This window comes from Acinetobacter sp. Ac_5812 (assembly GCF_013072695.1).
Classification (GTDB): Bacteria; Pseudomonadota; Gammaproteobacteria; order Pseudomonadales; family Moraxellaceae; genus Acinetobacter.
The window spans coordinates 80,700-93,895 of sequence record NZ_LXUK01000025.1; the positions used below are offsets into that span (position 1 = coordinate 80,700).

Sequence of the window (13,196 nt, forward strand, 5' to 3'; positions counted from 1 at the left end):
TGTCCATCTCTGACCTAAATTGAGAATAATGGCTGGATTGAAAAGTTTTTTGACCCAAACAAAGAAGTTAATCCACAAAAGGTAGATACAATAAAGAGAATCATTATCGTTTAAGGTGTCTATCATGTACATTCAAAGTATCGAAAAATTCCCCATTGTGACCCTGAGTTATAAAGCTCAAGATCAGCAAACTTTAGATGAATTATTTGATTCATTTAATATCCTGCTCGCTAGAAATCAAAAATTTGTTTTTATTAGTGAAGGTGCCTTTGATGAAACCGAGCAAAATAATGACCATGAATCCAGAAAGCGAATAGCAGCGTGGGTAAAAGCAAAACGTGAAACCTTATCTGGTTTAATTTTAGGATTGGTACATACTGAATCAGATCGTGAACAACGCGCTAAAGCTGAACAGTTTGCAAAAGTATATTTACAGTTTTCAGGTTATCCAATGTATGTGGTTTCGAGTAAAGAAGAATCTGATCAACTTGTCCAAAAGCTTTTAAATTGCTAATGGTCATCAATAATTTTCAGGATATTCAGTTTTCGAATCCATTGAGCGATCCAATCAGGGTACTCAAAATTGATGCTGATATCCCCGATTGGGAGTTAGGTTGGCATCAGCATGACTACGGTCAGTTGATGGCAACCGTATCGGGTTTAATTACCATTTCGACAGATAAAGGCATCTGGGTGGTTCCCCCCAATACCGCGATCTGGATCCCAGCTAATATCCCACATTCATCTGTCGGAATTGGTCTTTCAACCTGCTTTATCGTTTTTACTCAAGAAAATCTGTTCAATCAGCACGATTGTCATGTCATTCAAGTGAATGAATTTTTAAATGCCTTGTTGATCAGAACGGAGAAAATCAAAGCTGAGTACACCTCCACTCCCACTGATACTCGTCTCATGCAGGTTTTAGTCGATGAAATCATTCATGCACCTCAGCAATGGCAATATTTACCACTACCCTCAGATAAACGTTTGAAGATGATTACGGATTCTTTGCTACAACAACCTGATCAAAAAACCAATTTAGCCGAATGGGCAGCCATGTGTTGTATGAGTGAAAGAAGCCTGACGCGTAGCTTTAAAGAGGAAACCCATCTTTCTTTAAATGATTGGCGTCGCCGGCTGCATATCACATTGGCTTTACAAAAAATGAATGAAGGCCGAAGCATTACCTATATTGCCAATGAATTAGGCTACGTTTCAGATAGTGCATTCATCACCATGTTTAAAAAAGCCATGAAATCTTCACCTAAAAAATTTTATGCCGAACGACAAATGTGATTGGAGAATCAAACATGAAGCCATCGAATTATGATCGTCACGAGCTTGCTAAATTTGAATCCATTTCAAAAAACTGGTGGGATAGGCAAGGTGAATTTGCACCACTACACCGCATTAACCCTTTGCGTTTAGGCTGGATAAAATCTGTTGCGAACGGTATTCAAGATAAGAAAATTTTAGACGTGGGGTGTGGTGGCGGAATTTTGGCTGAAAGTATGGCTCGAGATGGCGCGAATGTCCTTGGAATTGACCTTGGCGAGCAAAGTATCCAAATCGCTCGCGATCATGCACTTTTGGAAAATATCCAGAAGATTGAATATCGCAATATTGCTGTAGAAGAATTGGCTGCTCTAGCTCCTCAACAATACGATATCGTAACCTGTATGGAACTTTTAGAACATGTTCCCCATCCGGCATCCATCATTCAGGCTTGTGCAAAATTATTAAAACCCAATGGCTTGGCTTTCTTTTCTACAATTAATCGAAATCCAAAATCCTATTTATTTACCATTATTGCAGGTGAATATATTTTGAAATTAATGCCGAAAGGCACTCATGATTTCACCAAATATATTCGTCCCAATGAACTCAGATCTTTTTCAAAAACTGCGGGTTTAACCCAAACAGATACGATTGGCCTACACTACAATCCGATCACTCGATATTTTTGGCTAGCACCGGACATCACGGTTAACTATATGACGAGTTGTATTAAAAACGGATACTGAAGTGAGCGCTTTTTCGTCATTCTCATTAATGATCATAATCAATAGGTATTGATTGAAAAGAGTGTGTATACATTTGATTCTGAAAAGCCCATCACTGATCTTTCATCTAGCCAATACCACAACTTGAGGTTGGTTTGAGCGACTCAATAAAAAAAGCCACCATCAGATGGCTTTGGAACGAGATAGATTTAAAGTTCATCCCCTAAACCAAAACTCCCGAACAGAGAAGAATTCGTATTCTTTTCCTCCTCCAAATCAAACCCTCCAAAAATCGGGGGTTCAGAAGATGCTGTCGAATCCGTCTGCCCCAAATCTGTGCCATTCTCATTTCTTGGGTTTGTGGAAGGTGGTGCACCATCTCTTGTAGATGGATATTCATCTAACAACAAGATCGTGCTTAAAGGATCACATTGCGTTCTATCCTTTATACTTTCATCGTCATAACTTGAGCCCTGACTCTCTGCATAGAGTTTTTTAGAATATTGCGCCTGATAGCTTGCTGTCCAATTTTGTAAAATATTGGGCAAATTAAATGTATAAAAATACGTTCTTGATTCATTGGATTGATAGACATTCACTGTTTCATCATTTAAGCAGTAATCTGTTTGGGTTGTTTTTACAGTTTTGCTACCCGTAAGTTGAAAAGCGGCCTTACAACTATTGATATATTCATAAATTGGAGATGAGGTATTATTTTTGACAACCACTTGAAGCTTTAAACGTATGCGAGATGAATCATTCATCCCCAAAAGATCCATACGATCACCCATCACCATGGGAATATGAGGAGAATAATAGCGTACAAACTGAATAGTACGCTCTATTCCGCCACAGTTTTGAGTAATAGGATTTGGATAAGCAACTGCATATAGCAAACCATCTTCTTCCATACGATCAGGTTTAACATCTAATTGAGGTTTTGGTACAGGACTTTCCGTTCCTACAGGTGCTCCCCCAGTCCCAGTTCCCCCCAAACTCACCCCTACACTAAAATTACCATTTTCATCTTTACATCCAGTTAAAATCAAAACCCCAACCAAGATTAAGGAAGGTTTTAAATTTACGTGTCCCATAAACATTTCTCATTAAAATTTATTATCAATATTTGACAAATAACATCCTATTACCTGTTTTCTTGTCGCCTTGATATTTTAACAGATACCCAAATAGATAATACATTTTTAATTACGCCAAACCTCTATTATTTAAGTCATTTTCCATAAAAAAAGGTTGTCTTCATGCTGATAAAGAACAACCCAAGAGGAACTTCTGTTCAAGAGAATCCAAGTTGAAGTTTTGCCAATCAAGAAAACTCAGCTTCTCTTTACTTTATTATTTTTATTCGTCTACCATGTTATCTATAGTGATCAGTTAGAAGGCATAGCTCAGACCAATACGACTACCGACTTCATTGCCACCGGCATAACCAACAGAACCGCTCAATGAAACACGATTTGCAAAGAATGAAGTGACTAGACCAACCGAACCCGCAGTTTCACCTTCAAAATGACCTACCCCTGCAAATACGGCAACTTGACCTGCCCGAATATTAGGTACTGCCTGTTGTGCAGCCAAAGCAATCGCTACACCACGATACGCACTCTTCTCAATATCATCCAAACGACGGCTTGCCTGATCAATACGACCATCTAAACGCTTGACTTCAGCAGTTCGAGTCGAGGCTTCTAGATCAATACGCTTTCCTAATGCAGTATCACCTGCAATACGTGCATCTCGTTCAGCATTGACCGCTGCAATACGTTCAGCTTTGGTCATTGCATCACCCGCAATACGGTCTACTGTTTCTTGTGCATCTGCATTGCTACGAAGTACGGCTTCATTGGCAATCGCGACGACACGAGCATCTCTCTCTGCGGCATCCCCTGCAATACGCGCTTGTTTTTCTGCCGCATCTGCTGCTACACGAAGTTTTGCTTCGTTATCGACGGCTGCGATACGTGCATCTCGTTCAGCATTCACGACTGCGATACGTTCTGCTTTGGTCGCTGCATCGCCTGCAATACGTGCATCTTTTTCGGCATCATCTGCTGCTGCACGAAGTTTTGCTTCATTGCCAATCGCTGTTGAAAGGGCGATATCCGCATTAGCACGCTCTTTAGCTTCATCATCAACTGCTTTCTGACGTGCTGCAATCTCGACCGCCAGTTTATCGGCTAAATCTTTATCACCTGCGATACGTTCAGTTTTTTCAAGCGTCAGCAAACTATCTGCATGATCAATCAGTTGTGCACCTACGCCAATTTTAGCAATTTCACGGTTAAGCTGCGAGACGTTAATCGCATCCATATTGTCTACACCATCCGCCACTTGGGTAATACGGCGAATCGCACCACCTAACAAACCGCCAACACTGACCGTATTCTCACCGCTTGCACCTTGACCTTGTGTATCAGAGCCATAACCAATCGCAACAGAGTTTTTATCATCTGCAATCGAAGTTCCGGGAACACCTGCTGTCGCACCAACTGCGCCGCCACTGCCCGAACCCAACTGTACGACATTCTCAACATTTCCTGTCGCATGACTGCCAATCACCACAGAATTTAAGCCAGAACCCGCAGATTCAGCCCCCATACGTACCGCATTTTGACCGCCTGTTTCTGCGTTATAACCAAGTGTGGTTGCATTTTCAGCATTTGCCCATGTTTGGCTACCAACCGCAGTTGCACCATTACCACCACTAGCCCATGCCCAATCACCAAAAGAACTCGATTGGTTACCACGAACTTCACTATGCCCACCAACCGCAGTGGCATTTTCGTCATAGACATTCTGGCTATTACCCACAGCAACACTATTTGCTTTGTTTACATTAATTCCCGTACCAACAGCTGTACTATTCGTATCATTTGCATTAATCCATGAACCTACTGCAATACTGCTCTCACCTCTGGCATGAGCCTCAGCACCTATAGCGATAGAAGAATCACCTGTAGCCTCATTGTTTGTACCCGCAGCAAAACCATTTTTCCCCATGGCATTACTGTTATAACCCATACCAATACTGGTGTTATCTACGTCATTGAGTTGACCCAAAATAATACCGTTGGCTGTAGATGGAACATTGGCATAATTCGTTTGCCCACCTATTGCATTACTCAAACCAGAGCCTGTTCCTGTTGGCCCTTCCCATACAGGTGCTGCATAAGCATGGCTTACCATCAAGGCAGCAGCTATTATTGATAATTGAAAAGTTTTTTTCATTACATCATCCTTTTATTATGACTAAATCTCACCCAGTCTGTATCACCAAGTACGACTTAGTTCCCTCCGATGACATACGCTACGCCAGCACGACCACCTACTTTTCCACCATCAGCAACACCAAATGCACCACTTCCTGAGAAACGGTCACTAAATGAAGTCACAGCACCCAATGCACCAGCTGCTTCACCCTCGTAATAACCAACGCCACCAAACACGGCTACTTGACCTGGTTGAAGGCTTGGAATTGCTTGTGAAGCTGCCAATGAAATGGCAATACCACGGTTTGCTGTAGTTTCAACATGATCTAAACGTGTATTTAACTGATCCACACGACCATCTAAGCGTTTGACTTCTGTGACACGGGTTGCCGTTTCTACATCAATACGATTACCTAATGCCGTATCACCTGCAATACGTTCAGTTTTCTCAGTATTAATCGCTGCAGTACGTTCTGCTTTTTCGGCTGCATCACCTGCAATACGAGCCGCTTTTTCAGTCGCATCAGCATTCGCACGTAAGGTTGCTTCATTATTAATCGCTGCAATACGAGCATTTTTCTCTGCAGCATCCCCTGCAATACGGTCGGCTGTTTCTTGTGCATCTGCATTAGCACGAAGCGTTGCTTCATTATTGATTGCTAAGATGCGGGCATCTCTTTCAGTATTAATCGCTGCGGTACGTTCTGCTTTTTCGGCTGCATCACCTGCAATACGGGCATTTTTCTCTGCAGTATCTGCATCGGCACGTAAGGTTGCTTCATTATCAATCTTCACTTGTAAAGCATCATCACCTGCAATACGAGCAGCTTTTTCATTGTTCACTGCTGTGGTACGGTCTGCAGCTTCTTGTGCAATTTTGCCATCTAAAAGCGTATCACCGGCGATACGATCCGCTTTTTCAGTATCAATCTTAGTATTAATCGCATCCAAGTCTGCTTGTGCAGGCGCATTATTAATTTTGGCAAGCTCTGATTTTAACTGTTGCACGTTTACTGCATCATTATCGCCAATACCATCAGCCATCCAAGTCATTCGGCGTTCGCTTCCTGAGTTGCCAAGTGCAACAGTATTTGCTTCATTGTTGACCGTACCAGCACCGATTGCGACTGCACCCATTGCTGTTGCTTTTGCGCCATTCCCTAAAGCAATTGCACCTTCTGCACTGGCTTCTGTGGCATTACCAATCGCAATCGAATTAATACCGCTCGCTGCTGCAGCACTACCTGTTGCAATGGCATTTTCTGCGGTTGCTTGTGCTCCATAGCCTAAAGCAGTGGCTTTTTTACCAATTGCTTGTGATGTAGAACCCACAGCCGTCGCACCCTCACCATCAACAGTGACAGAGTCACCAAATGCACTGGCCTGATCGCCTTTGACATCAATATTGCCACCGACTGCCGTACCATTATTATCTGCAATCGTGATTTTATTTCCAACCGCCTGCGATGCTTGGCCATTTACAGTAATATCACTACCGACTGCTGTAGCATAATCTTTATCTGTGGTGTTGCCATTTCCGAGCACATTCGAGCGAATACCAGTTGTGCTGTTGCCATTTCCGATTACAGCAGACCAATGTCCATTTACTGTGTTTCCTGTACCACCAGTGAAACCTTCATTACCTGTTCCAGTATTGTCTGTACCAACCACAGTTGTATTCGCTGCCGCATTATTTGTACCGACAACCGTTGTATCTGGTCCAGTTGCAGTATTTCCTGAACCAATGTTTGTGATGCCCGCATACGCATTTGCAGCCAACAAAGCGGTTGCCATTATTGACAATTGAAAAGTCTTTTTCATTACACGATCCCTTCTAAATGATATTTATCTTATTGATAAGTATAAATTTTAATAAAGATTTTATTTAAACTCACAATTAAGCAAAGCAATTCAATAAAATCAATTTATATGTGTAATATGCACATATTTAAAAAACTAGCATAGACTTAAGCCGTTCGCAATAGTTGTGAAATTCATGTTGAATAATAAAAATATCAATATAATTTTTTGATTTATATAGATTAATAAATATAAATCGCATCTTTTTAAGAGAAACAAAATAAAAAAGTTTTAAAAAAATATGTTCAATATGTACATATTTTATTTTTAATGATAAATTTCTTGGCATAACAATCTTTTATTGCACCAGCCGATATGAATACCTCTTTTTAAGCACCCCGACTCAACATCCCCTCAAATAGTAAAGGAGCTTGCGGTAAATTCATGCGAGTATATTCATTAGATCTTCGTGAAAAAGTTATGGCTGCTTATCGTCAAACAGAGCATAAATCCAATGTCTGCAAGCAATTTGATATTGCAAGATCAACCTTAGATAAATGGATTAGGCTTGAAAAAAAAACTCAGGCATTAATTCCCTTACCTGCGATTCGCCACGGTCGGCCCTTTTCGATCAAGGATATGGAAAGTTTTGAAGCGTTTATAAAAACGACAAAGTTCAATCAGATTCGTGATCTGATTGAACCTTTTGAACAAAGATTTGGTTATCAAGTTTCCTATTCAGTTCTATGGAGAGGACTCAATAAAATTGGCTATACTAAAAAAGAGAAAAACCCACAAATCTTTTAATTTTATTAATTTTTTTATTCATCATACTGATAAATTCCCAGACGGAATCGCTTATTTGCATCTGGTAAAGCTTCATCATTTTTACAATAATCGATTGCGGCTGAAACAATTGCTTTTGACATCATATTCCATAAATCAGTGCTCAATTGATTTAACTTATCAACAGATTCTTGACTCAATTCATCAGCAAAAATTGCCTGCTCTAGAAAATTTTTATTTTTGGTTAAATTACTAATCCCAGCGGAAAGATGATCAGAGATATTTTGCGTGAATAATTGTTTGCTTTCATCAGCTTGCGGATTAGGTGTAAAACTTGATTTTTGAAGAACAATGCTCTCATTTTCTTCTTGTACAATTCCAAGTCGCTTCAGTTCTAATAAAATTGACTTTGGATGCTTCTCTGAGGAGATCTGCTTCACCAAACCTTCAAAACTATTCGTATCGCCATGCAAAGGAATCTTTAAGGGAAGTTTTTGATCAATCCATATCCCCACAACACGAGCTGGAACACTGATCGGTAGTTGAAGATTAAACTGATCAATTAAAACGTATTCCCCATACGTTTGTGAAAAAGCTCGTATATCTCTACGGTTTAGACCTGCTAACAAACTAATCGCGGAGTCCGTCTTTTTTTGCTTAATCTCATCTAATTCTTTGATTGCTTCATTATAAAACAATGTCTTCAGCGCTGTTGAAAATTCATTGTAACCAATACCAGACTGAATAAGCCAATGAATTAACTGAGGCATGATACTTATGACATGCTCTAATGTTGTTTCAGTAACATGAGACAGCATCGTATCTTCAGATTTTACTAAAGCTGATGTGTCTTTACTCATGTAAGCTCCAAGATTAAGCACGACATAGAAATTCGTCGCTACAAATGAGATTGATCCCTATTTTTTATTCTAGCCGAATTCATCAATTTAGAGGATTAAAATTGTAGCCTTTTTTTTAAAAAATTTTCCCATTTTTTTACTAAATAATAAAATTAAATAAAATTTACAAATATTTATCAACAGTTTAAATTGATTGAAATAATTTATAGTCGACTCCAAAACAAAAACCGAGATCAGAAACTTTCTATCATCAAATTTTCAATAGCATCGAATTCGATGTGTCATCCATTTCTGTTGTCCGTATGTCAGATTGATATTTCCTAACTCAAAAAAGTTATAAGTATCGAACTCCTTGCGAATAGGTACAACATCATCATGAGAAAAACCTCACTACGACGATCAACTACTTTAGCTCATACAAGGATTGCGTTAGGATGGGAAACATTGAAGGAACAATCCAAGCTTTTCTCACTGCTAAAAGAGTAAAAATATGTCACAACAAGATTATGAAAATGGTTTAAAAGTCCGTACCGAAGTGATGGGAGAATCATTTGTCAAACGCGCACAGGACAATACGGTCCCTTTTACGCAGCCTCTACAAGACTGGATCAATGAACATGCATGGGGTTCAACATGGCAGCGTGAAGGTGTTTTACCGCGTAAATACCGTTCTCTAATTACCATTGCTTTTTTAACAGCTCAAAAAAGTCCAACCGAGCTTAAAGGTCATGTTCGTGGGGCATTGAACAATGGTGCAACTGTTGAGGAAATTCAAGAAGTGTTACTGCATAGCCTGCCTTATTGCGGTGCTCCAGCAACACAGGAAGCCTTTCGGGCAGCCTTAGAAGTTATTAATGAATATCAAAAAGATGCTTAAATTTCATTTTCTATTTTCATATTAAGCGTTTAGCAAAAAATACCACATCATTAACGATGTGGTATTCACAATACATTGAAAAAACTGAGATAAGCCAACAAACCTTAAAATTGCGTGTGTCAGTCGCATCTTTTTTTAAATGAATCAATTTGACTTTAATTTATTAAAAAATTTTATTATTTTTTGCTTTAAGCTCGTCATTATGGGCTTTCGACTAATCTTATTTTCAACTAATTTTTCTGCAAAATAAATTTTTGATGCGTAATTTACGGCAGTAAATGCAAGGAATAAGAACATTAGCACCCAAATAATAAAACTTGACCAAAAGCTTTCAAGCGAATTATTCATAAGGTGTCGATTATAGATCAACTGATTTGGGTCAAGGAACTTCCAGAAGAAGAGAGGACCTGTAGCCAATAAAAAGCAAATAATATATAAGATTAAGGCTCCCCACTTTTTGGTTGCCCTAATCCACTTTGTCTTAAAACCAAAACTATAGTTAAATTTATCATCTACTTCAGAAAATTCAATTAATGATGAACTACGTCTATATTGATATATACGATTTGATTTGTCAGACTGCTTTAATAAGTTCTGAGCACACCTTTTATCAATCGAAGGAATACCGACAATCAGCTGATACTTCTTTGTTTCGGCTAAATCAATAATATTTACACGATTTAGATCTTTTTCATCTGTATTTTTCAGAACTAAAAGCAGAGCATCATAGTCCTCTCTCAATTGTTTCCGTCTATTCGCTGTAACTTCCAAGAAAAACTTTGTAATACCAAACAAAGCTGTAAAAACAGCTAAAACGGCTCCGATTGTGGAAACTATTTTTAGTATATCCATTAGTAACCTTTAATCAAATTATGAAATAAAACCTATTTGTACTTAGAAAATTTAATTTAAAAAATACTTAGCACACCCAATCAAACTTTGAAATAATGATTTTTAACAATCTCGATAAAAGCATTTGCCTCATTCATCCCCGCATGTTGAGACTTAATCACCCCCACTTGTAAAGAAATAGAAAAATCATTTAATTCAATCACTTCCAAACCTTCATACTCTAAAATAAATTGATCAAAAAAAGACTTGGGGTAAAGGCCTAGCCCCTCTCCCTTCAAAATACTTTGTAATTGGAGTTCAGTACCAAAAATTTCTTTATTAATATAAAACCCTAACTTTCTATCATATAAAAGCTGTGCCAAACTTTCTCTAAAACAGCAACCATCAGGATGCAGTACCCAACCTCTTTTACTACACATTTTCAAATTATTATATTTATAAGCCTCCCCCTTTTTGGCAACAATTACCAATGGAATGGTACCGATCTCAAAGAATGCAATATTCGTAGTTAAACCAAGATTAGAGGGAATCATTAATGCAGCTAGATCTAGCTCTCCTTCATAGACTTGCTTTACTAAACTACATCCCCAGCCACTATAAATATCAATTTCATGATACGGACTTAGTTTTTTAGACTCATGAATGACTTTGTCCAAAATATCATCAATAAATGTTTCAGCGATCCCAATTTTAATATATTTTTTGATAGTTTCATTCTTTTCACAATGAAAGCTCTTTAACAATTCTAATTGCTTCAAAATAAAGCAACTCTTTAAATAAACTTTTTGCCCTAGTCTGGTCAGTTGTAAAGGTCTAGTTTTGCGATTAAAGAGCACACCTTTGACAATCTCTTCCATGTTACAGATGCGTTTTGTCACAGTAGATTGATTAACACCTAACTTTTCTGATGCCACGGTTATGGACTGATGATCAACTACATATATAAAAGTTTTTAAATCTCTAATATCCAAAAATTTATCCCTCGCATTGGATTATTTTAAATACTTCCTAAACTGGCAGGGTGAACATCCAGTCCAACCCTTAAATGCACGAGTAAATGCACTATGCTCTGTATAACCCAATGTATATGCGATATCAGACAAACTCACATTTTCATTTTTCAATAAAATCAATGCCTTTTCATGTCTTTTTTGTTTTACTAATAATTTGAATTCTTCACCTTCATTTCTTATTTTTTTTGATAGTATTCGAGGGGTTAGTCTCATTTTCTTTGCAACTTTAATTAAATATGGCTCTCCTTCAGATAAAATATTACCGATTTGGATATTTACTTTTTCAAGAAAATCGAGTGTTCCTTCCCCCGTACGTGGACATGATGCAAAGAAAGCTTCAAAGCAAAGCTCATCGAACTTCTTACAAACTGTAATAGAGTCAAACAAATCACTAGAATACAATGCGTATTTATACGGATTATCTAAGCTAGGCTCGAATATAAAATGTGTATTTTTCACATTTAAACTATCCATTAAGCACTTAAATCCATTTAGGATATCTTTACTTAAAAAATCCTGATTCAACACCTCACACCGATATATTAAAACAATTCTAAAATGGTCTAACGACAAATTATTAATAAGTGAAAAAAACTTATCTATTTCTAAAAGGAAAAAGATAACTGCATGCTTTAAATCTTTATTTCCAACTTCAATAAGATGCAGTTTTATATTTTTTTCACAATGTGAAAAAGTATGAAACATATTATCCATCTCATATCTCAACTTTTTAGAGCATATCAAACTTTAGTATTGAATTTTTAACATTTTATATCTTTTAAATAATCATTTTAGGAAAATTAAACAAGCAGACAATAAATTATCTGCTCATTATTGACTAGAGGTTCAGTTTGGTATTTCCAGTGTCAAAAAGAAATTTTTTTCTGCTGGCATTATTATTCCGCTTCGCTCCTCAATTTCAATCAATTACCATTGGATATTGACACGGCGGTTTGGTGCTAAACACTGAACCAGTTGTGTATGACGTGCTTGACCAGAACATTCTTGATAAACACTTGTACCTCCACTAACTTGTAATTGAATACGTTTTGGATCAATGTCTTGCTGTACTAATAACTGTGCAACCGTATTGGCTCGACGAGACGACAAGTCTTGGTTATAGGCAAATTTACCCAGTCGATCTGCATAACCAGAAACAATCACAGGGTTTTGAGATTGTTGAATTGCACTCACCATAGTTGCAAGATTGGTTGAACTTGGTTCTATCGCATTACGATCTGAGCGATCAAATGCAAAGAACACTGTGCCCGTTTGTGGCGCAACCTGAATCGGTGCAGGTAAAACTGCAGGCACAACATTATTCACGCCCCATGTCATCAAGCCTTGACACTCTTCGCCTTTCCAAGACAACCGATTTGCGATGTATTGCTTGTCATAATCAATACGTAGTTGGCAACGCTTATAATCCTGTGTATTCGGCTCACGAATATCCAAAACATAGTTCCATGTTTTAACTGCAAACACCCCTTCACTAAAATGCGGATTGCCAAGAATATGGCGATGCTGATCTTTGTTCATACCCACATCTATACGCGCAACATCGTTATATTCGTAACGTTTGACTAATTTCAAATAGCTCTTACTGATCTCTGGAAAAGTGACTTCATCCGTCGTTTGTAATTCGACTTTGCCTTGTGCTTCTGTAACTGGAACTTCTGGTGAAGCTTGGGCATTCAATGCAGTGCCCATAAATGCCATTATCATTAAAGCTTGGATTTTATTCATCTCTATTCTCGCTTTATTCTTGTTTCAAGCAA

General features: G+C 38.1%; 13 protein-coding genes. 5 read left to right on the top strand and 8 right to left on the bottom strand.

Features of this window, described 5'->3' with window-relative positions; genetic code table 11:
- Positions 1–124 precede the first annotated feature (124 nt).
- Genes A7P55_RS19325 through ubiG form a run of 3 tightly spaced genes read left to right on the top strand, consistent with a single transcriptional unit; the run spans position 125 to position 2,024 of the window.
- Positions 125–514 (top strand): hypothetical protein, encoded by a 390-nt coding sequence (locus A7P55_RS19325; protein ID WP_171553424.1) that lies wholly within the window; start codon positions 125–127, stop codon positions 512–514.
- Positions 514–1,296: a helix-turn-helix transcriptional regulator gene (locus tag A7P55_RS19330; RefSeq protein ID WP_171553425.1), complete on the top strand. Its 783-nt coding sequence runs from the start codon at positions 514–516 to the stop codon at positions 1,294–1,296. The genes A7P55_RS19325 and A7P55_RS19330 overlap by 1 nt, the downstream gene beginning before the upstream one ends.
- Positions 1,297–1,310: 14 nt before the next feature.
- Positions 1,311–2,024: a bifunctional 2-polyprenyl-6-hydroxyphenol methylase/3-demethylubiquinol 3-O-methyltransferase UbiG gene (gene ubiG, locus A7P55_RS19335; protein ID WP_171553426.1), complete on the top strand. Its 714-nt coding sequence runs from the start codon at positions 1,311–1,313 to the stop codon at positions 2,022–2,024.
- 188 nt (positions 2,025–2,212) lie between these two features.
- On the opposite strand, the gene A7P55_RS19340 is transcribed toward ubiG, so the two are convergent.
- The 3 genes from A7P55_RS19340 to A7P55_RS19350 form a co-directional block, all read right to left on the bottom strand.
- Positions 2,213–3,097 carry a hypothetical protein gene (locus A7P55_RS19340; RefSeq protein WP_171553427.1) on the bottom strand — a complete coding sequence of 295 codons (885 nt, stop codon included), beginning with the start codon at positions 3,095–3,097 and terminating at the stop codon, positions 2,213–2,215.
- Positions 3,098–3,395: 298 nt separating this feature from the next.
- Positions 3,396–5,249: a YadA-like family protein gene (locus A7P55_RS19345; RefSeq protein ID WP_171553428.1), complete on the bottom strand. Its 1,854-nt coding sequence runs from the start codon at positions 5,247–5,249 to the stop codon at positions 3,396–3,398.
- Between the two features lie 56 nt (positions 5,250–5,305).
- Positions 5,306–7,051 carry a YadA-like family protein gene (locus tag A7P55_RS19350; RefSeq protein ID WP_171553429.1) on the bottom strand — a complete coding sequence of 582 codons (1,746 nt, stop codon included), beginning with the start codon at positions 7,049–7,051 and terminating at the stop codon, positions 5,306–5,308.
- Between the two features lie 423 nt (positions 7,052–7,474).
- Between A7P55_RS19350 and A7P55_RS19355 the strand changes: the two genes are divergently transcribed.
- On the top strand, positions 7,475–7,837 hold the full coding sequence (locus A7P55_RS19355; protein WP_171553430.1) for a helix-turn-helix domain-containing protein: 363 nt from the start codon (positions 7,475–7,477) through the stop codon (positions 7,835–7,837).
- A gap of 14 nt (positions 7,838–7,851) precedes the next feature.
- On the opposite strand, the gene A7P55_RS19360 is transcribed toward A7P55_RS19355, so the two are convergent.
- Positions 7,852–8,676: a hypothetical protein gene (locus tag A7P55_RS19360; protein ID WP_171553431.1), complete on the bottom strand. Its 825-nt coding sequence runs from the start codon at positions 8,674–8,676 to the stop codon at positions 7,852–7,854.
- Positions 8,677–9,166: 490 nt separating this feature from the next.
- Between A7P55_RS19360 and A7P55_RS19365 the strand changes: the two genes are divergently transcribed.
- Positions 9,167–9,553 (top strand): carboxymuconolactone decarboxylase family protein, encoded by a 387-nt coding sequence (locus A7P55_RS19365; protein WP_171553432.1) that lies wholly within the window; start codon positions 9,167–9,169, stop codon positions 9,551–9,553.
- Between the two features lie 144 nt (positions 9,554–9,697).
- Here the strand turns inward: A7P55_RS19365 and A7P55_RS19370 are convergent, their stop codons facing one another.
- The 4 genes from A7P55_RS19370 to A7P55_RS19385 all read right to left on the bottom strand — a co-directional run bounded on the left by A7P55_RS19370 (position 9,698) and on the right by A7P55_RS19385 (position 13,164).
- Positions 9,698–10,405 carry a hypothetical protein gene (locus A7P55_RS19370; protein WP_171553433.1) on the bottom strand — a complete coding sequence of 236 codons (708 nt, stop codon included), beginning with the start codon at positions 10,403–10,405 and terminating at the stop codon, positions 9,698–9,700.
- 80 nt (positions 10,406–10,485) lie between these two features.
- Positions 10,486–11,376, bottom strand: coding sequence for a LysR family transcriptional regulator (locus tag A7P55_RS19375; RefSeq protein ID WP_171553434.1), 891 nt, complete (start codon positions 11,374–11,376; stop codon positions 10,486–10,488).
- Positions 11,377–11,397: 21 nt separating this feature from the next.
- Positions 11,398–12,123, bottom strand: coding sequence for an AraC family transcriptional regulator (locus A7P55_RS19380; RefSeq protein ID WP_171553477.1), 726 nt, complete (start codon positions 12,121–12,123; stop codon positions 11,398–11,400).
- A gap of 222 nt (positions 12,124–12,345) precedes the next feature.
- Complete coding sequence (locus A7P55_RS19385; RefSeq protein WP_171553435.1) at positions 12,346–13,164, bottom strand: OmpA family protein; 819 nt, start codon at positions 13,162–13,164, stop codon at positions 12,346–12,348.
- Positions 13,165–13,196 lie beyond the last annotated feature (32 nt).

What these genes read in the sequence shown, in the direction of transcription:
- A7P55_RS19350 (WP_171553429.1), bottom strand. Translation starts at nt 7,051, where the DNA reads ATGAAAAAGACTTTTCAATTGTCAATAATGGCAACCGCTTTGTTGGCT.
- A7P55_RS19385 (WP_171553435.1), bottom strand. Translation starts at nt 13,164, where the DNA reads ATGAATAAAATCCAAGCTTTAATGATAATGGCATTTATGGGCACTGCA.
- ubiG (WP_171553426.1), top strand. Translation starts at nt 1,311, where the DNA reads ATGAAGCCATCGAATTATGATCGTCACGAGCTTGCTAAATTTGAATCC.
- A7P55_RS19340 (WP_171553427.1), bottom strand. Translation starts at nt 3,097, where the DNA reads ATGGGACACGTAAATTTAAAACCTTCCTTAATCTTGGTTGGGGTTTTG.
- A7P55_RS19380 (WP_171553477.1), bottom strand. Translation starts at nt 12,123, where the DNA reads ATGTTTCATACTTTTTCACATTGTGAAAAAAATATAAAACTGCATCTT.
- A7P55_RS19355 (WP_171553430.1), top strand. Translation starts at nt 7,475, where the DNA reads ATGCGAGTATATTCATTAGATCTTCGTGAAAAAGTTATGGCTGCTTAT.
- A7P55_RS19370 (WP_171553433.1), bottom strand. Translation starts at nt 10,405, where the DNA reads ATGGATATACTAAAAATAGTTTCCACAATCGGAGCCGTTTTAGCTGTT.
- A7P55_RS19360 (WP_171553431.1), bottom strand. Translation starts at nt 8,676, where the DNA reads ATGAGTAAAGACACATCAGCTTTAGTAAAATCTGAAGATACGATGCTG.
- A7P55_RS19365 (WP_171553432.1), top strand. Translation starts at nt 9,167, where the DNA reads ATGTCACAACAAGATTATGAAAATGGTTTAAAAGTCCGTACCGAAGTG.
- A7P55_RS19325 (WP_171553424.1), top strand. Translation starts at nt 125, where the DNA reads ATGTACATTCAAAGTATCGAAAAATTCCCCATTGTGACCCTGAGTTAT.
- A7P55_RS19330 (WP_171553425.1), top strand. Translation starts at nt 514, where the DNA reads ATGGTCATCAATAATTTTCAGGATATTCAGTTTTCGAATCCATTGAGC.
- A7P55_RS19345 (WP_171553428.1), bottom strand. Translation starts at nt 5,249, where the DNA reads ATGAAAAAAACTTTTCAATTATCAATAATAGCTGCTGCCTTGATGGTA.